This is a genomic window from Colwellia maritima (assembly GCF_022669015.1).
In the GTDB taxonomy this organism is placed as follows: Bacteria; Pseudomonadota; Gammaproteobacteria; order Enterobacterales; family Alteromonadaceae; genus Colwellia; species Colwellia maritima.
In genome coordinates this window covers 392,290-418,110 of record NZ_JAKKSL010000001.1, presented here as the reverse complement: position 1 = coordinate 418,110, position 25,821 = coordinate 392,290, and the positions used below count along the sequence as shown (strand labels likewise).

At 39.1% G+C, this 25,821-nt stretch carries 22 protein-coding genes and 3 pseudogenes; 14 read left to right on the top strand and 11 right to left on the bottom strand.

All coding sequences use genetic code 11. The annotated features are described in order from the left end of the window. Positions 1-19: 19 nt before the first annotated feature. From L3081_RS26165 to L3081_RS02035, 5 genes are all read left to right on the top strand, one after another. Positions 20-511, top strand: coding sequence for a CoA transferase (locus L3081_RS26165; protein WP_274620278.1), 492 nt, complete (start codon positions 20-22; stop codon positions 509-511). Continuing rightward, positions 511-753: a hypothetical protein gene (locus tag L3081_RS02045; RefSeq protein WP_242283075.1), complete on the top strand. Its 243-nt coding sequence runs from the start codon at positions 511-513 to the stop codon at positions 751-753. Before L3081_RS26165 ends, L3081_RS02045 begins: the two co-directional genes overlap by 1 nt. After that, the gene (locus tag L3081_RS02040; RefSeq protein ID WP_242283074.1) at positions 750-1,730 is read left to right on the top strand and encodes an acyl-CoA dehydrogenase family protein; all 981 of its coding nucleotides are present in this window, start codon (positions 750-752) and stop codon (positions 1,728-1,730) included. The genes L3081_RS02045 and L3081_RS02040 overlap by 4 nt, the downstream gene beginning before the upstream one ends. Then, entirely contained in the window at positions 1,721-1,834 is a 114-nt protein-coding gene (locus tag L3081_RS27860; protein WP_338027070.1) for a hypothetical protein, read from the top strand. The genes L3081_RS02040 and L3081_RS27860 overlap by 10 nt, the downstream gene beginning before the upstream one ends. 67 nt (positions 1,835-1,901) lie before the next feature. After that, entirely contained in the window at positions 1,902-2,873 is a 972-nt protein-coding gene (locus tag L3081_RS02035) for an NAD(P)H-dependent flavin oxidoreductase (RefSeq protein WP_242283073.1), read from the top strand. Between the two features lie 54 nt (positions 2,874-2,927). On the opposite strand, the gene L3081_RS02030 is transcribed toward L3081_RS02035, so the two are convergent. Together L3081_RS02030 and paaG are read right to left on the bottom strand one after the other, a co-directional pair. Then, positions 2,928-3,824 carry a LysR substrate-binding domain-containing protein gene (locus L3081_RS02030; protein ID WP_242283071.1) on the bottom strand — a complete coding sequence of 299 codons (897 nt, stop codon included), beginning with the start codon at positions 3,822-3,824 and terminating at the stop codon, positions 2,928-2,930. Positions 3,825-4,030: 206 nt separating this feature from the next. Continuing rightward, positions 4,031-4,822: a 2-(1,2-epoxy-1,2-dihydrophenyl)acetyl-CoA isomerase PaaG gene (paaG, locus tag L3081_RS02025; RefSeq protein ID WP_242283069.1), complete on the bottom strand. Its 792-nt coding sequence runs from the start codon at positions 4,820-4,822 to the stop codon at positions 4,031-4,033. 375 nt (positions 4,823-5,197) lie between these two features. On the opposite strand from paaG, the gene L3081_RS02020 reads away from it, so the two are divergent. From L3081_RS02020 to nhaC, 6 genes are all read left to right on the top strand, one after another. Next, positions 5,198-6,856, top strand: coding sequence for a thiamine pyrophosphate-binding protein (locus tag L3081_RS02020; protein ID WP_242283067.1), 1,659 nt, complete (start codon positions 5,198-5,200; stop codon positions 6,854-6,856). A gap of 27 nt (positions 6,857-6,883) precedes the next feature. Beyond that, the gene (locus L3081_RS02015; protein ID WP_242283066.1) at positions 6,884-8,086 is read left to right on the top strand and encodes a pyridoxal phosphate-dependent aminotransferase; all 1,203 of its coding nucleotides are present in this window, start codon (positions 6,884-6,886) and stop codon (positions 8,084-8,086) included. 11 nt (positions 8,087-8,097) lie between these two features. Then, the gene (locus L3081_RS02010) at positions 8,098-8,853 is read left to right on the top strand and encodes an aldehyde dehydrogenase family protein (RefSeq protein ID WP_242283065.1); all 756 of its coding nucleotides are present in this window, start codon (positions 8,098-8,100) and stop codon (positions 8,851-8,853) included. Continuing rightward, positions 8,784-9,605, top strand: a complete 822-nt coding sequence (locus tag L3081_RS02005; RefSeq protein WP_242283063.1) for an aldehyde dehydrogenase family protein — start codon at positions 8,784-8,786, stop codon at positions 9,603-9,605. Before L3081_RS02010 ends, L3081_RS02005 begins: the two co-directional genes overlap by 70 nt. Before the next feature lie 35 nt (positions 9,606-9,640). Next, positions 9,641-10,981, top strand: coding sequence for an MmgE/PrpD family protein (locus L3081_RS02000; protein ID WP_242283062.1), 1,341 nt, complete (start codon positions 9,641-9,643; stop codon positions 10,979-10,981). A gap of 175 nt (positions 10,982-11,156) precedes the next feature. After that, positions 11,157-12,620, top strand: coding sequence for a Na+/H+ antiporter NhaC (gene nhaC / locus L3081_RS01995; RefSeq protein ID WP_274620277.1), 1,464 nt, complete (start codon positions 11,157-11,159; stop codon positions 12,618-12,620). 249 nt (positions 12,621-12,869) lie between these two features. Here the strand turns inward: nhaC and L3081_RS01990 are convergent, their stop codons facing one another. From L3081_RS01990 to L3081_RS01955, 8 genes and pseudogenes are all read right to left on the bottom strand, one after another. Next, positions 12,870-13,445 carry a LysR substrate-binding domain-containing protein gene (locus L3081_RS01990; protein WP_242283058.1) on the bottom strand — a complete coding sequence of 192 codons (576 nt, stop codon included), beginning with the start codon at positions 13,443-13,445 and terminating at the stop codon, positions 12,870-12,872. Continuing rightward, complete coding sequence (locus L3081_RS01985) at positions 13,412-13,786, bottom strand: LysR family transcriptional regulator (RefSeq protein ID WP_242283057.1); 375 nt, start codon at positions 13,784-13,786, stop codon at positions 13,412-13,414. The genes L3081_RS01990 and L3081_RS01985 overlap by 34 nt, the downstream gene beginning before the upstream one ends. A gap of 14 nt (positions 13,787-13,800) precedes the next feature. After that, positions 13,801-15,010: pseudogene (pcaF, locus tag L3081_RS01980) on the bottom strand (3-oxoadipyl-CoA thiolase). Between the two features lie 5 nt (positions 15,011-15,015). Continuing rightward, a complete protein-coding gene (locus L3081_RS01975) occupies positions 15,016-16,575 on the bottom strand; it encodes a 3-hydroxyacyl-CoA dehydrogenase (protein ID WP_242283056.1) in 1,560 nt (519 codons plus the stop codon). Between the two features lie 12 nt (positions 16,576-16,587). Then, positions 16,588-17,376, bottom strand: coding sequence for a 2,3-dehydroadipyl-CoA hydratase PaaF (gene paaF / locus L3081_RS01970; RefSeq protein ID WP_242283055.1), 789 nt, complete (start codon positions 17,374-17,376; stop codon positions 16,588-16,590). A gap of 12 nt (positions 17,377-17,388) precedes the next feature. Continuing rightward, a complete protein-coding gene (locus tag L3081_RS01965; protein WP_242285473.1) occupies positions 17,389-19,071 on the bottom strand; it encodes an electron transfer flavoprotein-ubiquinone oxidoreductase in 1,683 nt (560 codons plus the stop codon). A 72-nt stretch (positions 19,072-19,143) separates the two neighbouring features. After that, positions 19,144-20,073: pseudogene (locus L3081_RS01960) on the bottom strand (electron transfer flavoprotein subunit alpha/FixB family protein). Then, positions 20,073-20,822, bottom strand: a complete 750-nt coding sequence (locus L3081_RS01955) for an electron transfer flavoprotein subunit beta/FixA family protein (protein ID WP_242283053.1) — start codon at positions 20,820-20,822, stop codon at positions 20,073-20,075. The pseudogene L3081_RS01960 and the gene L3081_RS01955 overlap by 1 nt, the downstream one beginning before the upstream one ends. A 467-nt stretch (positions 20,823-21,289) precedes the next feature. On the opposite strand from L3081_RS01955, the pseudogene L3081_RS28855 reads away from it, so the two are divergent. After that, a pseudogene (locus L3081_RS28855) lies at positions 21,290-23,867 on the top strand (TonB-dependent receptor plug domain-containing protein). A gap of 97 nt (positions 23,868-23,964) precedes the next feature. Next, entirely contained in the window at positions 23,965-24,360 is a 396-nt protein-coding gene (locus L3081_RS01945; RefSeq protein WP_242283051.1) for an acyl-CoA thioesterase, read from the top strand. A 12-nt stretch (positions 24,361-24,372) separates the two neighbouring features. On the opposite strand, the gene L3081_RS01940 is transcribed toward L3081_RS01945, so the two are convergent. Beyond that, positions 24,373-25,284 carry a LysR family transcriptional regulator gene (locus tag L3081_RS01940; RefSeq protein WP_242283049.1) on the bottom strand — a complete coding sequence of 304 codons (912 nt, stop codon included), beginning with the start codon at positions 25,282-25,284 and terminating at the stop codon, positions 24,373-24,375. A 105-nt stretch (positions 25,285-25,389) separates the two neighbouring features. On the opposite strand from L3081_RS01940, the gene L3081_RS01935 reads away from it, so the two are divergent. Continuing rightward, a complete protein-coding gene (locus L3081_RS01935) occupies positions 25,390-25,821 on the top strand; it encodes a VOC family protein (RefSeq protein ID WP_242283047.1) in 432 nt (143 codons plus the stop codon).

Genomic DNA, 25,821 nt, shown 5'->3' with positions numbered 1-25,821 from the left:
CTTCACTGCGGGTCACTATATGCTTTACGGCATTATGTGTGCCTTGTTTCAACGCTACCAAACAGGCAAAGGACAAAAAGTTCAAGCTTCGTTACTTGAAGCGGCACTAGGTTTACAACGTCAAAAAATGCTGACTGTTGAAGGGGCTGTAAAATTACCTGTTAGAAAGGGTAATACCATAGAAAAAATGGCTGAAGTTTCTAAACAATCTAACGCCTTTGGTGCTCGTGAGCTGTACTACCGTACGTATCAAACCTCTGATGGCTTTATTACGGTTGGTTGTTTGAATGTACCTCAGCGTCTTGTCTTTTTGAAATTATTAGACATGGAAGACCCTTGGCATACTAATCCTGATGGTCTTCCGGCAACAGAGGAAATTGATCAAGCACGTCGTCAATTGTCGTTAACTGCCGAAACGCGTTTTTTGAAACGTTCTACCCAAGAATGGGTAGGGTTATTTGAAGCCCAAGGCGTACCAAACGCACCATTACAAATGCTTCGGAACAAGTAATGGAAGACCCACAAGTAGTCGATAGTAATTTTCTCTACGAGTATGACTATCCTGGATACGGCAAAGTTCAAAGCGTTGGAACGGGTGTTCGCGTTGGAGAAGGTGGAAAAGTACGAAGACCACCACCTCGATTAGGTGAACATACCGACGAAATTTTACAAGAAATAGCTGAATTCAAAGTTAAAAAAGAAAATAAGCCCCCGATAATTAAAACAATCAATTTTGCAGGAGGAAGATCATGAATCTGTCTAACCACGTACAAAACTATGATGAAAACGCAGCGATGACTGATCTTGAAGCTGAAATGGTTCGAAATGCAGCACAAAGCTTTGCAACATCTGAAAGTCCTTTAACACTAGTTAGAACGGCAGAAGCAGGTGATTGGTCGCAAATAAATAAAAGTTGGGAAAAACTTGCTCAACTCGGTTGGTTAGAAATTCTTCAGTATCAAGAAACAGAAAGTGAAGGTTTAATCTCGGCTTGTGTTATTGCAGAAGAATTGGGACGCGCAGCCTACCCATTACCCTTTGCTGAAGCTGCTACGCTTGCTTTACCTTTGTTAGCAGAATACGCACAAAATAAAGTTGATATCGACAGTATTACGCTAGGTAACAAAAGAGTCGCTTTTGCTATTCCGTTAATGGGATTACCAACTAAATTCGAACGACTAACAGCACTTGATTCAGATAATGTTTGGATTGCTAATCAATTAGATGAAGCAGAGTTATTAATTATACCTACGCTTCAAGATGGACAACCGGCCATTGCATTAATTAATAGACCGACTTCCGGTTGGCATTCTACGCCTATGCCAGACTTAGCAAACAATGCTTACAGCCAAATTAGTACTGAAGATCTGGCAAATGCTGACCTTATTCCGGTGAATTGGCAATCGCTATCTAAAGCCTTTGATCATTTCCGTTTAGTGACTTGTGCCTACATTGTAGGGCTATCATCTCAAGTCGCTGATATTGCCATTGAGTATGCTAAAGAACGTATTGCATTTGATAAACCTATCGGTAGTTTTCAAGCGGTACAGCATCGTTTAGCCGAATCTGCTTTAGAATTATCAGCAGCACATCTATTAGTCAGAGAAGCCTCTGTCACTGGAGACTTGAGCCAAATTGCTATTGCCTGTATTCAAACATGCGAAGCAGGGAAAAAATCGACATTTACTGCCCGCAAATATGGGGTGGCATGGGGTATACCATGGAAGTAGATGTTCAATTATTTTTCCGTAGAGCACGGGCTTATCAATTATTACTTGGTACGCCATGGGAATTACGCGAAAGAGTATGGCATGAGATTGTTCCGCACCACTAAGCGACGCTATTAACTTATAAGCAAGGAATATAAATTCCTTGCTTAATAAAATTTTGGAGATATAAACATGTTTAATACACGTTTAACAGAACTACTGAATATAAAGCACCCTATTATTTGTGGTGGAATGTTTCGCTTAGGACGAGCTCAATTAGCGGCAGCAGTTTCAAATGCGGGTGGCTTAGGTATCATTACGGCTGCAACCTTTCCAGATGAAGAAAGTTTCCGTAATGAATTGCATCTACTAAAAAAATCAACTGACAATCCTTTCGGCGTCAATATTAACTTATTTCCAACAGCCCGAAAATTTCAAGCACAAGATTATATTGAGATATGTATTGAAGAAGGTGTACAGGTTATTGAAACATCTGGCCGTAGTCCTGAAGAATATATGAACCAGCTTAAAGACGCTAATATGAAAGTGATTCATAAAGTACCAGGGGCACAATATGCGCTAACGTGTGAACGCATTGGTTGTGATGCTGTCAGCGTTGTAGGTAATGAAACTGGCGGTCACCCAGGTATGTCTGAAGTTGGTACCATGGTAATGATTCGTAAAGCAGTTGAAAACGTCAGCATTCCTGTTATTGCAGGTGGTGGAATTGTTGATGGCCAAGGCTTAATGGCTGCATTAAGTATGGGTGCAGAAGGCATTATTATGGGAACACGTTTTGTTGCAACCCAAGAATGCCCTGCTCATAATGCAGTGAAAACTTGGATGAAAAGCGCAAGTGAAGATGATACGGTTATCGTACAAAAAACAATAAAATCGCCAACTCGAGTTGCAAAAAATGGTATGGCAATGAGAGTGCTCGATTTAGAACAAAGTGGTGCAAGTTTAGATGAACTCATGCCATTGATCACAGGAACAAGAAATCCATCAGTATATTCTGAAGGAAACCTTGATGATGCCATATGGTCATGTGGGCAAGCTGTCGGTTTAGTAGAAGATGTGCCAACCTGTAAAGAGCTTATAGATAGAATTATTGATGACGCATATATCTCAATGACAAGAGTGAATGCTTTATACTCAAAGTAACTATGCCACTTCAAATCATTGAGTGAAATCATTAAGTGATATTAGATAGAGTGTTTAGTCGGTTGTATTAGGCTGACATTCTTCTAATAACCATTCACGCAAATGCACTACATTATCAAATTTAGCGTGATGTTCAGGATATACTAAATAGTAACCTTTACCTGTTTTGGCTCTAATTGAATAGGGTTCGACTAATCGCCCATTTCGCAAATATTCTTCTACATAGGGCATTCTTCCTATGGCAATCCCTAAGCCTGAAGAGGCAGCCTCTAATACTAAGCCTCTGCTATCTAGGTCTAACCAATGATCACTACTAAAATGTTCATTACCTGTTGCTTTAATCCACTCTTTCCATTCATCTGGGGTTAAACTACAGTGTATAAGTGTATGGGTTTCAAGTTGCTTTAAGTTATCTAAGCTAGGTAAGTCTTTAGCAATTTCAGGGGTGCAAACTAACAGTAATTCATCTTCAATTAAAAAATCACTTTGTAAACCTAGCCAGTTGCCATCCCCATACCTAATAGCAGCATCAATATCTCCGCTGCTAAACTCAACAGGAGTAGTAGCACTCATTAATTTTATGTCTAAATTTGGACAGCGTATTTTTAGTTTAGGCAATAACAAAAGTAGCCAACAAGAAGCTAAAGAATGAAGCAATTGTAGCGTTAAGGAAGACCGTGTTCCGCGCTTGGTTGTTGCATTAGTGGCACTTTCTAAACGGTCGAAAACATCTTGGATTTTTTCTAAGTACTCAGCGCCAATACTGGTTAAGGTGGGTTTTCCTTTTTCTCTATGGAATAGTTGAACGCCAAGATACTCTTCTAATGAACGTACTTGATGGCTAACCGCTGAGGCAGACAAACATAAATCTTCAGCGGCCAATTTAAAATTATTATATCGAGCAGCCGCCTCAAATGATCGTAAAGCAGCAAACGGTGGGAATCGGCGCATCAGGTTACACTCCACGATGAAAGATATAATTTATACAGTGTTTTTATAATTATTTCTACTATTTCAATATATTATCGAATAGTAAGTGTTAATAAAACAAATAGAAAATTAAGATATCTACACTATTTAATGCAACAACAAGGGAATGAAATATTGAATAAAAGTTAAGAATAAATCCATTTATCCTTAACTTTTAACGCAAAAAGCTAATGACCTAAAAATTTGGGTTTACGTTTTTCCATAAAAGCCGTGACCCCTTCTTGGTAATCACGACTCTGTCCTGCTAAGGTTTGTAAATCACGTTCTAAATCAAGTTGTTGATCTAAAGTGTTTTGTGTGGAGCTTTGTAACGCTTTTTTAATGAGAGCTAAACCTAAAGTGGGTTGTTCCGACAGGTTAACGGCCATTTTCATCGCTTCGTCATAGAGTTCGTTAGGTGGGTAAGTTTTCCATATCATTCCCCATTGTTCAGCCTGTTCCGCCGTTATTTTATCTCCTAATAAGGCTAAAGCCATCGCTCTAGGCATGCCTACTGCACGCGGCAACGTCCATGTTCCACCAGAATCAGGTACTAAACCTATTTTACAAAAAGCTTGTATAAAACTTGCCTTGGTAGATGCTAAAACAATGTCACAGGCTAACGCTATATTAGCTCCCGCTCCCGCCGCCACACCGTTTACAGCACAAATAACCGGCAGTTGAAGTGAACGAATTAATCGAATCAAAGGGTTGTAATTTTTTTCTATTGAATCACCTAAATTAATAGGGGCTGCATCAGGATCATACTTTCTTTCACTTAAATCTTGTCCTGCACAAAATCCGTTACCCTTAGCCGTAATGAGTAAGCATCGTATATGGCTATCAGCACTTATCTTTTTAAGAACTTCACGCACTTCTTTGTGCATTACCTGATTAAAACTATTCAATTTATCAGGGCGATTAAAGGTTAAAACAGCAACGCCTTTGTCGATAGAGAATTCAATATGTTGATATGACATTAAGCATATCCGCTATTAAGGTAATTGTGTAAAGAATGTTGCCTCATTACTAAAGAGTGGGCAAATGAAACAATTTCAGCCGAATATGAATTTTTTATAATAATAAACAACATACATTCATCAACATTGTCAACCGGCGAATATTATTCACTTATCGACAAAATTAATTCGTTTGCGGGAATCTTTTAGATTGAACTAAAGTGTTCCAACTATCTTGTTATTGTTTGGTAGAAATAATGTTTAATAATCATTTACTATCAAATGCAATGTATACATAAGAGTAAAAATAATGGGTATTAGTATCTTCATTTTATTCAAGAAATAAGAGCTTCAATACTAATACGTAAAATAAATTTATGAATGAGTGAACAGACGATGATGAAACGTACTGGTGGTAAAGTATTAATTGATGCATTAGCAATAAATGGGGTTGATAAAGTATTTGGTGTTCCTGGTGAGAGTTACCTTTCAGCATTAGATGCTTTGTACGAACATGAAACAGGAATGGAATACATCACCTGTAGACAAGAAGGCGGTTCCGCTTTTATGGCTACATCGTATGCTCGTTTAACGGGTAAAGTTGGTGTTTGTTTTGTTACTCGCGGACCAGGAGCAACAAATGCGTCGATTGGGGTTCATACAGCTTACCAAGATTCAACTGCAATGGTTTTACTTATTGGTCAAGTACCGCGTAAAAATCTAGAGCGTGAAGCGTTTCAAGAAATTGATTACCGTCGTATGTTCGGTCAAATGTCAAAGTGGACCGCACAAATTGATGACCCGACTAGAATTCCTGAATTTCTTAATCGTGCTTTTCAAGTGGCTCAATCAGGACGACCAGGACCTGTAGTACTTGCTCTACCTGAAGATATGTTACGAGAGCTAACTGATGTTGGTGATTTGACGCCGGCAGTACCGGTAAGAACCTGCCCTGGTACCAATGAACTTGCTCAAATGCAGTCAATGTTATTAGCATCGAAAAAACCTTTAGTGATTATTGAAGCGGCTTCTTGGGAAGATGAACCTCGCTTAGCTTTTGAAGACTTTTGTTTACGCAACAATATTCCTGTTGCTGCGGCGTCTCGACGCCAAAGTTTATTTGATAATCGTCATGACTGTTATGTGGGTGACGTGGCTTGGGGAAATATTGCTAGTTTAACGAAAGCCATTGATGAATGTGATTTACTAATTGCATTTGGCGCGCGTTTAGATGAAGGCACAACCTGTAAGTACACGGTATTTACACCGCCGGTTTTAAAGCCAAAATTTATTCATATATACCCTCAAGCCGAAGAGTTGGGTCGTGTATTTAAAGCAGACTTGATGATTAACGCCGGTATTAGCGAAATGGCATTAGCATTAAGCGAGCTTGATTTAAATACAAAGGCAACATTAGCTGACTGGCGCGAAACATTACGTGAAGGTTATTTAGACTCTTTGATAGCAGAGCCACAGCCGGGCGATTTAGATATGGGCGTAGTAATGACCCATTTACGTAAAACGTTACCTCGTAATACCATCGTTACTACAGGTGCAGGTAACTGTTCAGACTGGCCAAACAAAATTTACCAATACAGTGGTAAAGGTACTAATTTATCATCGGTAAGTGGTGCTATGGGTTATGGTGTTCCTGCCGCAGTCATGGCGAGTATCGTTCATAAAGACCGACGCGTTGTTTGTTTTTCAGGTGATGGTGACTTTTTAATGAATGGCCAAGAGCTAGCAACAGCGATTCAATATGGCGGTAAACCTATTATTTTAGTCATCAACAATGGCTTATATGGCACTATTCGTATGCATCAACAACGTCGTCATCCAGGCCGAGTCAGTGGAACAGAATTAGTTAACCCCGATTTTGCTGCGTTTGCTGAATCTTTTGGCGCCTATGGTGAAACGGTAACACGTACTGAAGATTTTGCCGGTGCATTTGAACGCGCACGAAATTCGGGACTTGCTGCAGTGTTAGAATTACAAATTGATCCAGAATCTATTTGTTACAACTGCCCTCCTTTAAGCGAGCTACCCGCTCTTTAGTCATTCATTAAAATGGAACGAAACATCATGCCACAATTTAATAAGCAGCTTGAACGTTTTCAGCCCTCGGCGATAAACACAGTTTTTTCACTTGCCGGTAAGCTTAAATCTGAAGGGAAAGATATTGTTGATCTAAGTATTGGTGAACCAGATTTTGATACGCCGGCTCATATAAAAGCAGCGGCGATTCAAGCAATTGAAGCAGATCAAACTAAATATACGCCATCAGACGGTGCTAAAGACTTAAAGCAAGCCGTTGTTAATAAGTTTAAACGAGAAAATAACCTAAACTATAACGTTAACCAAATCGCAATCGATAGTGGTGTAAAACCATTACTGTTTCATGTAATGAAAACACTATTAGACGAAGGCAGTGAAGTTATTGTTCCAACTCCCTGTTGGACTTCCTATCCTGGCATGGTGATGCTAGCGGGTGGAGAACCTGTTTTTGTAGCATGTCCACAAGATAAAGGTTTTAAGTTACAAGCCGCTGATCTTGAAGCAGCAATTAATGATAAAACACGTTTAGTAATGCTTAACTCGCCAAGCAACCCAACAGGGGCGGCTTATAGTGTTGATGAAATGAAAGCATTAACTGATGTGTTAATTAAATACCCTCATGTTTGGATATTAGCTGATGATATCTATGAACATATTGTTTTCGACAAGTTTGTTAATGCAAACCCTGCAGCTGTCGAGCCCAAGCTCTATGATAGAACAATAGTGCTTAATGGGGTATCTAAGGCTTATTGTATGACAGGTTGGCGTATTGGTTACGCCGCCAGTTCTGAAAACTTTATGCAAATGTTGCTAAAAGTACTTTCTCAAGCCGTTGGGTGCCCTTGCTCTGTTAGCCAAGCTGCTGCTATTGCTGCACTTGAAGGACCCCAAGAATACTTACAAGATTGGGCAAAAACATATCAAGAAAGACGTGATTATTTAGTCAAACGTTTAGATGCCATCGATGGGATAGAGTGCAATTCACCAGAAGGTGCATTTTATTTATATCCTGGTTTCAGTGCGCTTATTGGCAAAAAAACACCCCAAGGTATAGAGATAAAAGACAGCATCGATTTTGTTTCATATTTATTAGAACACGCCCTCGTTGCTGTAGTGCCTGGTAGCGCCTTTGAATACGAAAATCATTTCCGTTTATCGTATGCGACCTCGTTGAGTGAACTTGAAAAAGCGTGTGATCGTATTGTATTAGCCATAGAAGCGTTAAGTTAAGGAGAACTATTTTGCAACACTTACTAGAAAAAAATCATGCCTTTTGGCAAGCCGAAGCGGAAAAAGTTCGGATTGAAACAGGCCTATATATTGATGGCGTTTATAGAGACGGTGCCGATCGTCACACACTAGAAACAGTTAATCCTGTTTCGGGTGAAGTAATTGGCGAGTTAGCGATTGCGACTAAAGCCGATGTAGATGAAGCAGTAGCATCTGCTAAACAAGCATACGACGCAGGCGTGTGGTCTCATATTTCACCTCGCAAACGCATGAATGTACTCTTTAAATTTGCCGATTTAGTAGAGCAGCATGCTGCTAAGTTAACCGTACTTGAAAGCTTAGATATGGGAAAACCCGTAACACGCGTACTTACCGCTGATTTACCTGAAGTTATTAGCACTATTCGGTATTTTGCTGAATGTATTGATAAAATGGAAGGTGCTGTAACCAATACGGATAACAGCGCATTTCATTATATTTTACGTGAGCCTCTAGGTGTTGTTGCGGCAATAAGTCCATGGAACTTTCCTATGATGCTTGCTATGTGGAAAGTCATTCCTGCATTAGCAGCAGGTAATACCGTTGTACTTAAACCGGCTGAACAATCACCATTGAGTTGTTTGTTTTTAGCTGAGTTATTTAGTGAAGTCAAGGCGGCCCTGACGGTGTTTTTAATGTCATTAATGGTCCTGGTGAAGTGTCAGGCAAAGCACTTGCGTTGCATATGGACGTCGCAAAAGTATGTTTTACTGGTTCAACCGAAGTAGGTCGTTTAATGATGGTTTATGCAGGGCAGTCTAACCTGAAAAAAGTGTCTTTAGAGTGTGGAGGTAAAAGCCCACAAATAATTTTAGCTGATGTACCTAATTTAGATGATGCGGTTGATGCAACTATTGCCGGTATTTATGCTAATTCTGGACAAGTTTGTAGTCTTGGATCTCGATTATTAGTTGAACGTTCAATTCATGATGAGTTTGTTAAACGCTTTACAGAAAAAGCCAAAACGGCTTTTGTACCGGGTGATCCGCTTGATCCTGAAACGACGATGGGACCATTAGTCAGTCAAAGTCACTTTAATACCGTTATGGGTTATGTTGAAAAGGGAAAAAGTGAAGGTGCAACCTTATTGTTTGGTGGCAAAAAACCGCAAGGATTCGATAAAGGTGCCTACATCGAACCTACCCTTTTTGATAATGTCACCTCAAATATGACCATAGCGCGCGAAGAAATCTTTGGGCCTGTTGCGGCAATTATTCCCGTTGATGATGCCGATGATGCAATTCGTATTGCTAACGACAGTATTTATGGCTTAGGCGCTTCGGTTTGGACTCGAGATTTGAGTAAAGCGCACAAAATGGTCAAGGAAATTGAAGCAGGAACTGTTTGGGTAAATTGTTATGGCGATGGCGATGCGACACAACCATTTGGTGGTTATAAGCAATCGGGACATGGTCGAGATCGTGGTATGGGATGCTTGTTGTCTTACACCCAAACTAAGTCAGTTTGGCTTAAATTATAAACTAGTCGCTTTTAAAGAAAATATTGAGGATTACTATGACTATTTCCGTTACAGAATTTATTCAGACGATACGCTATCAAGACATACCAGAAGACGTTTTAGCTGTAATGCGTCGAAGTTTGTTAGATACAATAGGCGTTGCTGCCATAGGTACAACAACACGAATTTCAAATATTGTTAAAGAGTTTGCTCGAACCCAAATGCCTGCGGGAGTTGATAGTGCAGCTTCACGATTACTCTTTTCAGGTTTAACGGTAAGTCCTGTTGGTGCCGCTATGGCAGGAGCATTCACTGTCGACTCTATTGATGCCCATGATGGTTACTCTAAAGTGAAAGGGCATGCCGGATCAGGTATTTTTCCTGCGGTTATTGCGCTTATTGATGACCTATTGCGTCAAGGTAAAGACGTCAGCAGTCAAGACTTATTAGTCGCCTTAATTATTGGGTACGAAGTAGGATATCGTTCAGGTTTATGTATGCATGGTACAGTTGCAGACTATCACACTTCTGGAGCGTGGACAGCAGTTGGCGCCGCCGCCGCCGGCGCCTATTTACTCAAGCTTGATAAAGAGCAAACGCGTCATGCGCTTGGAATTGCTGAATATCATGGACCACGTAGCCAAATGATGCGATGCATTGACCATCCAACGATGTTGCGAGATGGTGTGGGTTGGGGAGCGCCATCAGGTGTCTCTGCCGCTTATATGGCACAATTAGGTTTTACTGGTGCACCTGCTATCACCGCAGAAGGGGAAGAAGCAAAACCCTATTGGGACGATTTAGGTCAACGATGGGAAGTCAATAATACACATTATAAGGCTTATCCAGTCTGTCGTTGGGCTCATCCTGCCATTGACGCAGTGCAAGATTTAATGAAAGACAATAACCTTGTCAGTACGGATATTGAACGCGCTCAAATAAACACGTTTCATTATGCTACACGATTAGTCAAGCATGCCCCTAAGACAATGGACGAACTGACTTATGCTTTAGCTTATCCATTTGCCATTATGGCAGTACATGGCGAAATTGGACCCAAACAGTTACAAGAAAGCATTTTACAAGACAAAGAAGTACAACGTATCAGTACTGCAACTGAATTAGTTGATGATGCACATTACACCGCAATCAGTATAGATAAACGTTGGGCTGATGTTACCCTATTTTTAAATGATGGTAGAGAATTGCAATCAGATGCCCGAACACCAAGGGGTGATCCAGATAATCCACTGTCCGATAAAGAAATCAGTGATAAATTTCATTTACTAGCAGATGATATTATTGGGGCTGATCGCGCTCATAAAATAGAAGCGCTCATCTCTGAAGTTAATTTTGATTTACCACAACTACTCACACTTATCACCGATAAGTACTAAATAACCTGAGCTCGGCTTAATAAATGTTAAAAAAAAACTTTAAACCGAGTGCAAGTTAAATAATTAATCTGTTTGAATAAGCGTTCAAACATCTTGCTATGATACTTGAACGCATTATCCATTGTTAAGGGGATTCATTTATTCCTTCTATAATTAATACCTGAGGAACTTAAAAATGCAAAGTCTCCGAAAAAAGCCATCTCTTTTAGTTTCGTCATGCCCCGTTATTGTACTAATCCTGTTAATGTTTTTAAATTTTTTACTGGGTGATGATGCAATACCGACACTTTACATTCTTGTAATTAGTTCTTTTATTGCCGGCAGCATTGCCTTGTTACACCTTAAAATTCCTTATAATGAAATTGAAAAAGGTATGCGCAAGGCAATTGATTCTGCCATGCCTGCAATATTGATTATTTTCATTGTTGGGTCTTTAATTGCTGCATGGATTATGTCTGGCATAGTACCCATGTTTATTTATTATGGTTTACAAATTATAAACCCAACTTATTTTCTTTTTGTTGCCTGTTTACTGTGTTGCATTATCTCACTTGCCATAGGGTCAAGTTGGTCAACAGCAGGCACAATAGGTTTAGCTTTAATGGGGATTGGTGAATCGTTAAATATTCCCATGGGCATGACCGCAGGCGCTGTTATTTCGGGGGCTTATTTTGGCGATAAAATGTCACCTATGTCTGATACAACTAATCTTGCTCCTGCTATGGTCAATACAGATGTTGTCACTCATATTAAGCATATGATGTTCAGTTCTGGACCCGCCATTATTATTTCATTATTGATTTATTTAGTGGTTGGGTTTTCCTATGCTAATGGTGCTATCGATAATTCAACACTTGACGAGGTAAGATCAACTATTACCCAACATTTTACCATTACGCCATTATTACTCTTTGTTCCATGTGCCGTATTGTTTCTCGTTATGAAAGGCGTATCTTCTATGCCTGCATTAATCAGTGGCTTATTGTTAGCGGTGATCGCTATTCCTATTTTTCAATGGCCATTACTTAGTAACATGTTAGGTGGCGAAGTTACTGGGTTAGGCGCTTACTCACTAATATTTTCAACACTTTCCAATGGTTTTAGCATAGAAACAGGCAACGCCATGATTGACCGATTATTTTCTCGTGGCGGTATGATTAGTATGACGCAAGTTAATTTATTAGCGATAGTTGCTATGGTGTTTGGTGGCATAATGGAAGTAAGTGGTATGTTAAGTCGCCTCACCGAAACTATTTTAAAAATGGTTCACAATGTTGGTAGTTTAGTGGCTGCAACAATAGCAACTTGTATTTTTACTAACATTACCGCAGCCAACCAAACGATGGCGATAGTGCTTCCTGCAAGGATGTTTGTAGAGTCATTTAAACGTTTTAAATTACACCCTAAAAATTTATCTCGCTGTATTGAAGATGGCGGGACAGTAACAGCCCCCTTGGTACCATGGAACACTAATGCTGTTTATATGGCGGGTGTGTTAGGTGTAAGTACCGGGGAATATCTACTATTTGCTTTCTTTTGTTTATTAAGCCCGATAATTTCTATTGTGTTAGGAGTTACTGGATTGACGATGACAAAATTAACCGAGAACGAAATTACTGCAAATACAAAAGTAAACTAAATTCAACGAATTATTTCCTTTTGGCCAGGTATCGGTTACCTGGTCTTTTTTTTACTAAGATCTAATTAATCACACATTTATTAATGATTCGCACACTATCAAGGGCATCTGTTTTTACTATGAAATTTACAATAGAAGAATAACGGCGCGAAGTACTTTAAGTGATATTGCCGAAAACGAACGAAAACCACTGATTGTTTGGTGTACCTCTTTTAAATCAGTGGTTCTTAGTGTATTAATACAGGGAAATTATGCCACTATACATTCTTCAAGTAGCCACTCTCTTAATTTAACGACATTATCAAAGTTAGCATGGTGTTCAGGATAAACTAGATAGTATCCTTTACCTGTTTTTACACGAATAGGATAAGGCTCTACCAATCGGCCTGATTTTAAATACTCGGCTACATAAGGCATTCTGCCAATGGCAATACCTAAACCAGAAGATGCGGCCTCAAGTACTAAACCTCTACTATCAAGATCTAGCCAATGCGAACTAGTAAATGAGTCACTACCGGCAGCCAGCAGCCAATTTTTCCATTCATCAGCGGCTAAACTACAATGGATTAGTGTTTGTTGTGATAACGCTTCGATTTGCTTTATTGACGGAAGCGATTTTGCAATCTCAGGGCTACACACTAACAATAATTCATCTTCCATTAAAAAATCACTCTGTAACCCTAACCAGTTTCCATCTCCATAGCGAATAGCAGCATCAATATCATCACTGCTAAACTCAACGGGGCCTGTTGCACTGAGTAATTTTATATCAAGTTCAGGGTGTTTTGATTTTAACTTAGGTAGTAAGGAAAGTAACCAAGACATGAAGCTAATGAATGCAATAAATTCAAAGTTAACGATGAGCGTTTACTACGTTTAGTTACAGAATTTGTGGCACTTTCAAGGATATCAAAAACCTCTTTGATACTTTCTAAATAAACAGCGCCTGTACTGGTTAGTATTGGTTTTCCTTTTTCTCGATGAAACAGTTGAATACCGAGATACTCTTCTAATGATCTAACTTGATGGCTAACAGCTGACGCCGACAAACAAACATCTTCAGCAGCAAGCTTGAAATTATTATGACGAGCTGCCGCCTCAAAAGAGCGTAATGCAGCAAAGGGGGTAATCGACGCATCAGTTACATCCTCCAAAACTGTATTCAATGATATTCATCTCTTTATACTCGTTCAATAATAAGAGCGATGCCCTGACCAACACCAATACACATACTACATAAAGCATAGCGTTCTTGTGTGCGTTCAAGTTGATACATTGCTGTCGTCACTAATCTAGCTCCACTAGCACCTAACGGATGACCTAAGGCAATAGCACCACCGTTTGGGTTCACTTGCTTAGCATCGTCAGCTAAACCTAAATCTCGCATTACAGCTAAACTTTGCGATGCAAATGCTTCATTTAACTCAATCACTGCCATTTGATCTAAGGTTAATCCCGTTTGCTTGAGTAGCTTTTTAATAGCAACTGCCGGTCCAAATCCCATGATTCTTGGTTCTACCCCTGCGGTAGCCATGCCAACTATACGGGCTTTAAGTGTTAAACCCTGTGATATAGCCGCTTCTTTTGAAGCAATAATTAAGGCACAAGCGCCATCGTTAACACCAGAGGCATTGCCCGCCGTTACAGAACCATTTTCTCTAAAAGGTGCTCTAAGTTTATTCAATGTTGCTAGCGTTGTATCGGCACGAGGGTGTTCATCCGTGTCGATAATCACTGGCTCCCCTTTTCTTTGAGGAATACTGACAGGAATAATTTCTTTAGCAAAAAGATTGTTCTTTATTGCTATTGCTGTTTTTTGCTGACTATTAAAGGCAAATAAGTCTTGATCTTCACGGGAAATATTAAAATCTTCAGCAACATTCTCTGCCGTTTCAGGCATTGAATCCACGCCATATTCATGTTTCATTTTGGTATTTACAAAGCGCCATCCGATAGTCGTATCATAAGGGCCATTGATGTCTCGACTAAAAGCTGATTCTGCTTTACCCATAACAAAAGGGGCACGCGACATTGATTCACAACCGCCTGCAATAATCAAATTTGCTTCTCCCGATTTTATCGCACGTGCGCCTATACCTATGGCATCCATTCCTGAACCACATAATCGGTTAATAGTATTTCCGGAAACATTAACAGGTAAGCCGGCAAGTAATGCCGACATCCGCGCAACATTGCGATTATCTTCACCTGCTTGGTTTGCATTGCCATAAACAACATCATCAACTTGAGACCAATCAACCTGAGGGTTTCGTTCCATTAAGGCTTTTATTGGTATAGCACCTAAATCATCAGCTCGCACTGAAGATAAACTACCAAAGATAACGTCCAAAAGGGGTACGGATTGCATCACAGATATAAGCGTTTTTCATTTGTATTATCCTGTTGTTATACTCTTTTTAATAACATCTAATTGTTGTTGTGCAACTTTTCGTTGTAATAATGGCGAAGCTCTGAAGCGATCTTCGCCATAAGTTATCGCTAAATTATTTAATACTTTTAATGTGAAGCTTAAGCCTAAATTGTTAGCCCATTTTATTGGACCACATGGATAATTAAGACCGGCTTTCATCGCAATATCTACGGCATCTTCGTTACACACTTGCTGATTAACGGCGTCGAATCCTTCATTAGCTAACATGCAAACAGTGCGCATCAATACCATACCCGGCACATCGTCAATAACGACCACTGTTTTTTCAATAGTTTGGAAAAGAGCAATGACACAATTAAGGGCTTGTAGAGATAATGTTGAACACGGAGAAAGGGCGATAACCTTGGCTTTTTGATAATCTAAACTCAAATCAACATGGACTAAATTTGGACATTTTAGATCCGTGGCGCGTTGTGTAGTGAATTGACCATTAGTGAGCATTAATATGGCATCACCTATGATTATCCTTCCTTCACTTGTTTGTTGATGATCTGCAGCCGGCACTCTGTTTATTTTTAGCCCATTGTTTTCAAATAATGGAAGTAATGTTTCAGCTATCCCCAGATCACCTTCAATGGTAATTAATTGTGTATCTAATGCTAAATCAGGTTGTTGTTTGCTGTTTTCTGTTTGTGTATTTTGAGGATATTGATAAAAACCTCGACCAGATTTACGACCTAAATGCCCCGCATCTAAGAGTTCTTTTTGCAATAAAGATGGTAAAAAGCGTTGATCTTGATAAAAAGCCTCAAAAACCGAACAAGTAACCGCATAGTTCACATCGTGACCAATTAAGTCCATTAATTCAAAAGGACCCATTTTAAAACCACCGCATTCTCTAAATAATGCATCAATAGTGGCTATATCAGTAGCCCCTTCTTGCAATACTCGTAAACTTTCAGCATAAAAAGGGCGAGCAACACGATTAGCAATAAAACCAGGAGTAGATTTAGCATGAACCGCTAATTTACCCCAATTAATTGCTAATTCAAAAATGTTGTCAGCAACCTGTTTATCCGTATCTAAACCGCTAATCACCTCTACTAATTTCATGATGGGTGCGGGATTGAAAAAATGCATACCAATGAGGTTCTGTGGTCTTAACAGTTTCGCACCAATAGCAGTGATCGAAATGGAAGAGGTATTAGACGCTAAAATAGCATTTTCATGACAAATGTCTTCAAGTTGACGAAAGAGCATTTGTTTAACTTCAAGTTTTTCAACAATAGCCTCAATAACTAAATCAGCTGAGGATAATTGTTTAATATCAGAAATAGGCACAATGCGAGAGACAAGTGCATCGAGTTCAAGCTGAGTCATACGGCTACGCAGAACTAATTTACCTAAGCCTTTACGGATATTGTCGATACCTTTTTCAGCAGCACCTTTTGCCACATCAAATAATAAAACTTGATGATTTGCTTTGGCTGCTACTTGTGCAATACCGGCACCCATAGTACCGCCGATAATGGCAATAACAGAATCTGTGGTGAATTTATTCATTGGTAATGACTCCTATTGACCTTGAAACACAGGCTTACGTTTTTCCATGAAAGCCGCTATACCCTCAGCTCTATCTTCTGTAGCAGCGAGTAAAGTAAACGCTTTTCTTTCTGAAGCAAGTCCTGCTTCAAGTGTGGTTTCATAAGCATTTAATAGGGATTCTTTTGCGATACGCACGGCAATTGGTGACTTTTGAGCAATCACTTTTGCTAAGGTTAATGCGCGAGAATAACTAAGCTCTGGCAAGGTAACTTCACTCACTAAACCGAAGTTTTTGGCTTGTTCGGCATTAATAAACTCGCCAGAAAGCACCATTTGCATTGCCATAGACTTGCCAACAGTACGCAGTAATCTCTGGGTGCCACCAAGACCAGGCATAATGCCTAAGTTGATTTCTGGTTGACCTATTTGGGCATTATCGCCGACAATGACAATGTCGCAATGCATCATTAGCTCACAACCTGCTCCTAGCGCAAATCCGTTAACTACGGCAATAATAGGTTTTGGAAATGCCGCAATTTTACGCCAAAATACTGGGCGAATATCATTAAGCAAACCAACCACATTTAGCTGAGCCATTTCTTTAATATCGGCACCCGCAGCAAATACTTTTTTGCCACCTGTGATGATAACAACCTTGATATTGTTATCATTTTCAACCTTTTCTAGTTCATTTACTATTTCTTGTAACGCATTATTTCTTAAGGCATTGTAAGCTTTAGGTCTATTTAACGTGATAGTTAACACACCATCATCTACATTTGATACTAGAATGTCTTCGTTGCTTTCTTTATTCATCATGTTGATTTCTTCTTACATATTTGGGTAGTTAGGACCACCCATACCTTCTGGAGTAACCCAAGTAATATTTTGGGCCGGATCTTTGATATCGCAGGTTTTACAATGTAAACAATTTTGACTATTGATTTGAAAACTAGGTGTGTCATTCTCAACAATAATTTCATAAACACCGGCAGGGCAATAACGTTGAGCAGGTTCTTGGTATATTGATAAATTATGCTTTAACGGAATATCAGTATCTTTCAACTTCAGATGACAAGGCTGATCTTCTCCATGATTAGTATTAGAGACAAATACCGAAGAGAGCTTATCAAAACTCAATTTTCCATCCGGTTTTGGATAATCAATAGGGGTGAATTGATCGGCAGGTTTTAACTGCTCGTAATCGGCTTTATTGTCTCGAAGCGTAAAAGGTAATTTACCCTGAAAGATGTTTTGATCAATAAAATTAAAGCTGCCCCCTAAAATAGCGCCATACTTGTGCATTGCCGGACCAAAATTTCGGCTACGGTATAATTCATCAAACAACCAAGAGGCTTCGAACGTTTTTTTGTAGCTCACAAGTTCTTTTTCTGGTTGTGTGTTATTTTTATAGGAAAATTCTAGGGCTGCAAAAACTTCTTCCGCCGCGAGCATCCCTGATTTCATTGCCGTATGGCTGCCTTTAATTTTTGCAAAATTTAATGTACCCGCCTCACATCCAATTAAAAGGCCCCCAGGAAATGTCATTTTAGGTAAGGCGTTAAAGCCTCCTTTAGCAATTGCTCTAGCGCCATAAGAAATACGTTGACCACCGTCTAAATATTGTTTTAATACCGGGTGATGCTTAAGTTTTTGAAATTCATCAAATGGACTTAGATAGGGATTTTCATAGTTAAGGTCGACAATTAACCCAACAGTGACTTGATTGTTCTCGGTATGATAGAGAAAAAACCCACCACCCGCATTTTCACCATTAGCTACCCCTAAGCCGTGCATGGGCCAACCAGAACCATGAATAGCGAGTCCGGGTTGATGTTTTTCAGGGGCAATATCCCAAAGTTCTTTTAACCCTAATGCATAATGTTGCGCATCACTATGTTCATCTAAGTTAAACTTTGCATACAGCTCTTTTCCTAAATGACCGCGACACCCTTCACTAAAGATAGTGTATGTAGCGTGAAGCTCCATACCTGGCATATAACTACTTTTTTTCTCGCCATTTTCACTAATGCCCATGTCACCAGTGGCAATCCCTTTTACACTACCGTCTTCATTATATAAAATTTCTGAGGCAGCAAAGCCGGGAAAAATTTCTACTCCAAGTGCTTCTGCTTGCTCAGCTAACCAACGACAGACATTACCTAGACTAACAATATAGTTACTTTCTTCATTGGCAAAAGTGTTGTGCATCGTTTTAGGTACAATGAGATTTGGAAATTTTATTGATTTCTCATTATCTGTTAAGAAAAATACTTGGTCTTCAGTAACGGGTGTATTTAAAGGAGCTCCCCTTGTTTTCCAATCAGGAAATAATTCATTCAGGGCTCTTGGTTCTAATATTGCTCCAGATAGAATATGAGCACCGACTTCTGAGCCTTTTTCAACCACACAAACAGATATTTCTTGATTAGCTTCTTGTGCTTGTTGCATCAAACGACAAGCCGCAGATAAGCCCGCGGGTCCAAGACCGACGATAACAACATCGAAATTCATTGATTCACGCATGGGTATATTCCAATTAATAATTTCAATCACGCATATTTCTCTGCGCAAAGGTGAAAAGGGTTAAAGCTTCTCAGCCAACTCAGGTAAAACATCAAATAAATCAGCAACTAACCCATAATCAGCAACTTGAAAAATAGGCGCATCTTCATCTTTATTTATGGCGACTATAATTTTTGAGTCTTTCATACCCGCTAAATGCTGAATAGCGCCAGATATCCCTACGGCTATATAAAGATCAGGGGCAACAATTTTTCCTGTTTGTCCTACTTGCATATCGTTAGCCACATAACCAAGGCATCAACAGCTGCTCGAGAAGCTCCCACTGCTCCATTGAGTTTATCTGCGACCTTTTCAAGTAAGGTGAAGTTGTCGCCATTCCCCATACCACGTCCACCCGAAACAATAATATTGGCATCCGTTAATTCAGGTCGGTCACTTTCACAGAGTTGCTCTGAAATAAAGGTGGTGTTTTCATTTGTAATAATAAGGTCAACCTTTTCAATAGCTGCACTATCATCCCCCATTATTGAGGCATCAAAAGCAGTAGATCGAACAGTGATGACTTTAATTGGGTCAAGAGACTTTATTTTCGCTATTGCATTTCCTGCGTAAACAGGACGTAAAAACATATCGTTTTCTTCAATGGAAATAATGTCAGATATTTGAGCTACATCGAGTAAAGCTGCCACTCTTGGCATAACGTTTTTACCGGCGGCAGTTGAACAAGTCATAATATGGCTATAATTATTTGCTAAATTAGCGACTAGTTCACTTATGTTCTCTGCCAATTGGTGCTCATAATTTGGATTGTCTGCCACTAACACTTTACTTACGTTAGTAACCGTGGAAAGTGTATTTGCAACAGCTTGGCAATCATAACCGAACGAGCACATCAATATTAGGGCTCAATTGTGATGCGGCCGTAATCGTATTTAGCGTCGCACCTTTTAGTGTTTTGTTGTCGTGTTCCGCAATAATTAAGATTGCCATTAGATCACCTTTGCTTCAATTTTTAGTTTTTCAAGTAATTCGTCAACGCTATTCACTTTAATACCTGCCTGCCGTTCAACCGGCATTTCCATAGATATAAGTTGACAGTGTTCTTTCATCTCAACACCCAATGTTTCACAAGAAACAACGTCAAGCGGTTTACGTTTAGCTTTCATAATATTGGGTAATGAAGCATACCGAGGTTCATTTAAACGTAAATCAGTAGTAATAACCGCAGGAAAGTTCATTTGCAGTGTTTGGGCGCCGCCATCTACTTCACGAGTAACCTCAATCCCTTGTTCGGTAACCTTTACCTGTGAAGCGAAGGTAGCTTGTGGCATATTGTTTAATGCAGCGAGCATTTGCCCTGTTTGATTATTGTCAGAGTCAATGGATTGCTTACCTAATATAGTTAAGCTGATGTGTTCCTTTGTGATTATTTTACTGAGTATTTTTGCTACATTTAGCGGTTCTGGATTATCTGCAGTCTCGACAAGAATCCCTCTGTCAGCACCTAAGGCTAAAGCAGTTCTTATCTGCTCTTGGCAAGCTTTAGTGCCAATACTGACAACGATAACTTCTGATGCTAAGCCTTGTTCTTTTAGTCTAATTGCTTCTTCAACGGCAATTTCACAAAAAGGGTTAATGGCCATTTTAAGATTATTTAAATCGATACCACTTTTATCTGATTTTACTTTTGCTTTGATATTCGCATCGATAGTTCGCTTAACCGCAACTAATATTTTCATAAAACTAGATCTACCATTTGTTAATAATTTTTGTTTACGAGCATTTTTTTAGTTCAGATATGCTGAGGCAAATAATAGAAAGCATCAAACGAAACAATTTCAGCAGCACGTGAATTATTTTTAAGTAAAAATTTAACGATAGGTTTTGAAGATATTACTGTAATCTAGTTGGTATTTATGACGGAAGGAAAATAATTCACCAAGCAGTAAAATTTTTTCGTTTGTGATGTTATTTTGTTCTGTTCTAGAGTAATCGTGACTGTTCTATACAGAGTTTATGAATGTAGAAGCGTTTTTAGTCAACTGTTGTAGCTCTACCTTAGGAAATAAAAACCAACAATCCATAGTTGAATTGTCGATTAATTAAAATCTAATCCTAAGTAAATGAAACTAATTTTAGTTTTAAGCAGAGTGAAAATAATAATCACTGTCAAAAATTACTCAAAAAATACATGGGGAAAAGCTTTATGTTTATCAATTTACGAGTTAGCGCGCTAGCGTTTTCAATAGCGACTGCGCTAAATATAACTACGACATACGCAGCAGAAGCTGATGAAGTAGTTAAAGAGAATACCGGTAAAATAGAACAAATAGTTGTTGTTGGTTCAAGAGGTGCTCCTCGTTCAGTTTCTGACTCACCTGTGCCCGTTGATTTAATTGGCGGAGATGAACTAAGTAAATCAGGATCAAACGATATGCTTGATCAATTAGTGAGTGTTGTTCCTTCATTTAATGTTCGTAGCCACCTATTAGTGATGCTGCAACGTTCATCAGACCTGTTAATCTACGAGGCTTACCATCAGACAGCACCCTTATTCTAGTTAATGGTAAACGTCGCCATAGAGCTGCTGTTATTGCCTTTACTGGTGGCGGCATAAACGATGGTGCTCAAGGGGCTGATATTTCAGTTATTCCGAGTATCGCATTGAAGCAAGTTGAAGTTTTACGTGATGGAGCTGCGGCTCAATACGGTTCCGATGCTATTGTTTGGGGTTATGAACTTTGTTTTAAAAGATGACGCAGACGGTGGATCTCTTGAGGCTAAATACGGCGAATACTATGAAGGTGACGGTGCAGCAACGAGTGTTGCCGGTAATATTGGTATGCCATTTACTGACGATGGTTTTGTTAACTTAAGTTTTCAAATAAAAAACATTGATGGTACTAGTCGAAGCGTGCAATCTCAGGACGGTATAGATGCCATTGCTGCGGGTAACCCTTACGTTGAAGAGCCAAAGAACCATCATATGGGGTAATCCTGATATTAAAGATGATATTACGCTTTTCGCTAATGTTGGCCTTGATTTAGGCAATGATAAAGAATTTTATATGTTTGGTAACTATTCTGATCGTTCTGTCAATGGTGGATATTATTACCGTAGCCCGGTAAATAAAGATGGTGTTTTTACCAATGGCAATGGAGAACTGTTAGTTGGTGATTTAACCCCTGACATGAGTGGCAATTGCCCGACGGTACCGCTTACTGCTAACAGTAATGTATTAGAGTCTCCCGCTTATTTACAGATGCAAGCAAACCCAAATTGTTTTTCTTTTCATGAAATGTTTCCTGGTGGTTATACACCAACCTTAGGTGGTGACATTAATGATACGTCTTTAGTTATTGGTACTAAAGGGGAAATAAAAGGAGGTTTTTTTGATGCAGCAACTTATGATATCAGTGGTTCTTTTGGTCGTAGTAAAGCTAATTTCTTATTATCAAATGCAGTCAACCCTTCTCTAGGGCCAAATACTCCTACTTCTTTTGATGTGGGATCATATACGCAATTAGAAAAAGCATTTAATGCTGATCTAGTGCAATTAATTGATATTGGTTTAGACGATGAAATGAATCTTGCCTTTGGTGCTGAGTGGCGAGAAGATAGTTTTGAAATTACACCGGGGCAACCAGAATCATGGGAATCAGGCTCATTGGCTAGTCAAGGTTTCGGTATTACTACCGCGCCTAGTGGATTTGCAGGATTTTCTCCAGAAAGCCAAGGGGTATTTACACGTCGCAGTATTGCATTATTTGTTGATACTGAAGTGTATTTAACCGACGACTTTATGCTTGGAGCTGCTGTACGTTATGAAGATTATTCAACTTTTGGCAGCACAACTAACATTAAGTTATCAGGCCAGTATTCAATTACTAATGAATTATCAGTACGTGGGTCAATGAGTACAGGTTTCCGCGCACCAACCGTTGGGCAAGCAAACGTTATTAATACCACCACCACAACAGATACTAGTGGTAACTTAACCTCTCTGGCGGCCTATTCCCGGCGTCAAACCCATTGTCGCAATACTTTGGTGCCAAAGAGCCGAGCCAGAAGATTCTCAAAGTTATGCCTTAGGCCTTGTGTATGCTGAAGGCGATTTCTTTTTCACTGCCGATTACTACAATATTGAGGTTACTGACCGCATTACTCAATCAAGTTCATTTTCGGTAGAAAGTGATGACTATGCTAACCTGAAAGCTTTAGGTGTTAATCAGCCAGAACAGTATTCACAGATAAAATACTTTAGTAATGATTTTGATACCACAACCCAGGGTATAGATGTTGTCGCTAACTATAGTATGGAATTATTTGAAGGTGATACACATTTCAGTCTTGCTTATAATTGGAATGACACAAAGGTTGATAAATTCAATCCTGATACAACCAATGAATTGAAAATTAGACGACTTGAAGATGAAATGCCACACCATAAGGGAACGTTCACAACAGCACAAACATGGGATAAAATTAGTATGTTTGTTCGTGCAAATATGTATGGTTCATTCTATGCAGTCCATGCAGACGGTCGGGAGGAAGACGTGAAGCAGGCTCTTCGTTCACGTTAGATGTTGAAATGAGTTATTATGTAAATGACTCATTAACGCTCAGTGTTGGCGCAAACAACTTACTAGACAATGAACCAGAAAAAGTGGATGGCGATTTTGAAGATTACTGGTGGAAAAATTATGGTGGTAAGTACTTTGAAAATAGTCCGTTTGACTTCAATGGTGGTTATTATTACGTGAAAGCAAGTTATAACTTCTAGGTCATAACGTTTTTATAAAGATAAATAAGAGCACGTTAAGTGCTCTTATTTTTTCTGCTTCAACCATTATTTTCAAAAAGTAAATTAAGGAATTAGCGTGAAATTACCCACAGTAAAAGAAACCATTCAAATACGCTATGCTGACTTAGACCCATTAGATCATGTATCTAATGCCGTCTACGGCCAATATTTTGAATTGGGCCGTATTGCTTGGTACGAAGCAATATTAAAAGAACAACCTGACACTGTGATACCAACAACAGTCGTAGCTAAGATGACTATTGACTATATTTTAGAAATTAGACTTGGCGATATGGTCAATGTAGTGACTTCATGTTCTAAAAAGGGCCATAAGAGTTTTGAATTAACACAACTTTTGTTTTCTAATGGTAAGCTTGCCACTCGTTCAACTGTCATCATGGTTGGGTTTAATAAGGAAACCCGTAAAACGTGTGTTCCATTAATTGGTTGGCAGCCATCTGATCCGATGTAATACACTAAAGACTTAAAAAGCTAATTTATCAATTCTACTTTTTAATCTTGGTGATGCAAAATCTAGAAAGCTTTTTATTTTTTGTGGCATGTATTTTCGAGACTTATAGAGTAAATGCACGGGAACTTTAGGCGGTTCAAAATCAGGTAAAATAATATTTAGCTTCCCTTTATCTATCGCGTCTTTAACTTGGTAATGCAATTGTTGAGTTATACCTACTCCGTTTATAGCCGCGGTAACAGCTGACTCACTATCGGTAACCGTTAACCGAGATAAAATTTTTACATTAAATGTGATTTCAGAATCAGGAAGGCAGTAGCTCCAATGCGGAATTGTCATCGAGGTATTTAACGAGATACAAGAAAAATGAGTTAAATCATGAGGTGAGGCTAATGTGTCATGTTCATCTAAAACCTGTTGATTGGCGCAAGTGACAATACGAATTTCGCCCACTTGCGTTGCTATCATTGAGCTATCAGGCAATGCCCCTATTCTAACGGCCATATCCACTTCATTTTCAAAAAGATTAATGTTTCCATCTGACAATACTAATTGAACATTGATGTTGGAATATAAGGATAAAAACTCGGTAACAATTGGCAATACATAAAGCCTACCAAACATAACAGGTGCCGTTAAAACTAGCTCGCCTTTTGGCTCTGAATATTCCCCTTTTACTCCTCGCTCCGCTTCTTCAACTTGTTCAATAATTCTTTTACACGCACTGATGTAATCCGCGCCTGAATTCGTCAATGATAACTTTCGAGTAGTTCTATGCAATAAACGAACACCAAGTTGATTTTCAAGCTCTGATACTTTTCGGCTTAAGGTTGGTAATGGTACATTCAATTCTTTACTCGCAGCAGAAAAGCTCCCAACTTCTGCTACTCTTACTAACATAGACATTGCTTGTAATTTGTCCATCATTATCTCATATATTGAAAATATCATTGTCAAATTTACAGTATTATCTTCTAAATAACAAAGTGTCATAGTGTACCTACTTGAATAACACGAGAAAAAGCCACTATGAACGTTTTACCTCCTATAAATTCTCAAGCTGCTTTGGCCTATGACCATGTGGGCATTAGAGTAAGTAACAGACAAAATTCAGTGCATTTTTATGAACGCCTCGGATTCAAAGAAACGTATCGAATTGCTGAAGGCGAAGCGAATGAAATGGTGACACCCGCAGGTGTTCGAATTAATCTTATTTTTAATGGCGCAAAAATAAAAGATCAGAAAAATACGTTACTTGATGAAGCAATTAAAAAACCAGGAATCACACACCCGGCATTCATTATTGATAACATAAATGAATTTCAAGATTGGCTATCTATAGCGGGAATAGAGATTACTGAAGGGCCAAAACAATTGGGCCCAAGAAGAATCGCCTTATTTATTCGTGATCCTGATGGCAACGTGCTTGAATTCAACCAACTACTATTAGAGGACGCATAG

Excerpts from the sequence above, each read along its gene's own strand:
- L3081_RS01975 (WP_242283056.1), bottom strand. The coding sequence starts at position 16,575 with ATGAATAAATTCACCACAGATTCTGTTATTGCCATTATCGGCGGTACT.
- L3081_RS01965 (WP_242285473.1), bottom strand. The coding sequence starts at position 19,071 with ATGAATTTCGATGTTGTTATCGTCGGTCTTGGACCCGCGGGCTTATCT.
- L3081_RS02015 (WP_242283066.1), top strand. The coding sequence starts at position 6,884 with ATGCCACAATTTAATAAGCAGCTTGAACGTTTTCAGCCCTCGGCGATA.
- L3081_RS01955 (WP_242283053.1), bottom strand. The coding sequence starts at position 20,822 with ATGAAAATATTAGTTGCGGTTAAGCGAACTATCGATGCGAATATCAAA.
- L3081_RS01935 (WP_242283047.1), top strand. The coding sequence starts at position 25,390 with ATGAACGTTTTACCTCCTATAAATTCTCAAGCTGCTTTGGCCTATGAC.
- L3081_RS02020 (WP_242283067.1), top strand. The coding sequence starts at position 5,198 with ATGATGAAACGTACTGGTGGTAAAGTATTAATTGATGCATTAGCAATA.
- L3081_RS26165 (WP_274620278.1), top strand. The coding sequence starts at position 20 with ATGCTTTACGGCATTATGTGTGCCTTGTTTCAACGCTACCAAACAGGC.
- L3081_RS02000 (WP_242283062.1), top strand. The coding sequence starts at position 9,641 with ATGACTATTTCCGTTACAGAATTTATTCAGACGATACGCTATCAAGAC.
- nhaC (WP_274620277.1), top strand. The coding sequence starts at position 11,157 with ATGCAAAGTCTCCGAAAAAAGCCATCTCTTTTAGTTTCGTCATGCCCC.
- L3081_RS02040 (WP_242283074.1), top strand. The coding sequence starts at position 750 with ATGAATCTGTCTAACCACGTACAAAACTATGATGAAAACGCAGCGATG.
- L3081_RS01940 (WP_242283049.1), bottom strand. The coding sequence starts at position 25,284 with ATGGACAAATTACAAGCAATGTCTATGTTAGTAAGAGTAGCAGAAGTT.
- paaF (WP_242283055.1), bottom strand. The coding sequence starts at position 17,376 with ATGATGAATAAAGAAAGCAACGAAGACATTCTAGTATCAAATGTAGAT.
- L3081_RS27860 (WP_338027070.1), top strand. The coding sequence starts at position 1,721 with ATGGAAGTAGATGTTCAATTATTTTTCCGTAGAGCACGGGCTTATCAA.
- L3081_RS02035 (WP_242283073.1), top strand. The coding sequence starts at position 1,902 with ATGTTTAATACACGTTTAACAGAACTACTGAATATAAAGCACCCTATT.
- L3081_RS01990 (WP_242283058.1), bottom strand. The coding sequence starts at position 13,445 with ATGTCTTGGTTACTTTCCTTACTACCTAAGTTAAAATCAAAACACCCT.
- L3081_RS02045 (WP_242283075.1), top strand. The coding sequence starts at position 511 with ATGGAAGACCCACAAGTAGTCGATAGTAATTTTCTCTACGAGTATGAC.
- L3081_RS02030 (WP_242283071.1), bottom strand. The coding sequence starts at position 3,824 with ATGCGCCGATTCCCACCGTTTGCTGCTTTACGATCATTTGAGGCGGCT.
- paaG (WP_242283069.1), bottom strand. The coding sequence starts at position 4,822 with ATGTCATATCAACATATTGAATTCTCTATCGACAAAGGCGTTGCTGTT.